Genomic DNA, 1,336 nt, shown 5'->3' with positions numbered 1-1,336 from the left:
CGCTCATGACAATGCCGACTCCGCGCCCGTCCATTTGATGCTGCTAATTTTTTTGCCACGGCACGAAAAATGCCGATCCCCAACATGAACGCCGCGCGCACCGATTAGGCTCCCATCAAAGGAATACGCCTTATGAACAAGAGGATTGCCGCTATGAAGAAGAAATTCTCGCCTTCGAGCGATGCGAGCATCTCGATTTTTGAGCGTCTCGAATCCGAGGTACGCGGCTACATCCGGTCGTTTCCGGTCCTGTTCGATCGCGGGGTTGGCACCACCCTTATAGCTGCAGACGGTCGCGAATATCTTGACTTTTTCGCGGGGGCAGGCGCCCTCAATTACGGGCACAATAACCCGGCCTTCAAGAAACCGGTGCTGGACTATATCGAGCGGGACGGAATTGTGCACGGCCTCGACCTCGCCACCAGCGCCAAGAAGGCGTTCATCGAGGCGTTCGAGCGGTACATTCTGAAGCCACGTGGCCTGAATTATAAACTGCAGTTTACTGGTCCCACAGGTACGAACGCGGTCGAGGCTGCACTGAAGCTGGCTCGCATAGTGACCGGCAGGTCAAACATCGTCGCCTTTGCCAATTCGTTCCACGGTGTCAGCGCTGGAGCGTTGTCGGCGACCGGAAACAAGAAGTATCGAAGTGCCGCAGGGTACCCGCTCGCGCATGTCACATCTTTGCCTTACGATGGCTATCTCGGCCCGTCCGTTGACACACTCGACTACTTCGAGAAGCTGCTCAACGACCCTAGCAGTGGCCTCGATAAACCCGCCGCGGTCATTTTGGAAGCAGTCCAAGGTGAGGGGGGGATCTATCCCGCTAGCTTTCAATGGCTGCAGCGGCTCCGTGATCTGACCAAGCGACACGAAATCTTGATGATCATCGACGATATCCAGGCCGGCGTTGGTCGCACGGGGAGATTTTTCAGTTTTGAAGCGGCTGAGATCGTGCCGGACATCGTCACTCTGTCGAAGTCCTTGTCGGCGATCGGCACGCCGATGTCCCTCGTTCTTCTGAAGCCTGAACTGGATGTTTGGTCACCTGGCGCGCACAGCGGTACCTTCAGGGGCAACAACCTGGCTTTCATCGCTGCTCGTGCGGCTCTTGAGACTTATTGGGCTGACTCCAAGTTCGAGGAAGAAATCGGACGCAAATCCGCCATTCTGGCTGAGGAGCTCAACTTAATCATAGACGATTTCCCCAACCTCGGCCTGAGTGTACGGGGCCGCGGACTGATGTACGGACTCGTATTTCAAAAGCACCACTCATTACCTGTGCAAATCTCGCGGGAAGCTCTTCGTCGCGGCTTGGTGATCGAGACCTGTGGCG

General features: G+C 56.1%; 1 protein-coding gene. It reads left to right on the top strand.

Annotation, left to right across the window (positions count from 1 at the left end; all coding sequences use genetic code 11):
* Positions 1-153: 153 nt before the first annotated feature.
* A partial coding sequence (gene ectB / locus BLT09_RS33335; protein WP_091600670.1) for a diaminobutyrate--2-oxoglutarate transaminase occupies positions 154-1,336 on the top strand: 1,183 nt, incomplete at its 3' end.

This window comes from Mesorhizobium muleiense (assembly GCF_900099905.1).
GTDB classification, from domain to species: domain Bacteria; phylum Pseudomonadota; class Alphaproteobacteria; order Rhizobiales; family Rhizobiaceae; genus Mesorhizobium; species Mesorhizobium muleiense.
This window is presented reverse-complemented; position numbering and strand designations above follow the sequence as displayed.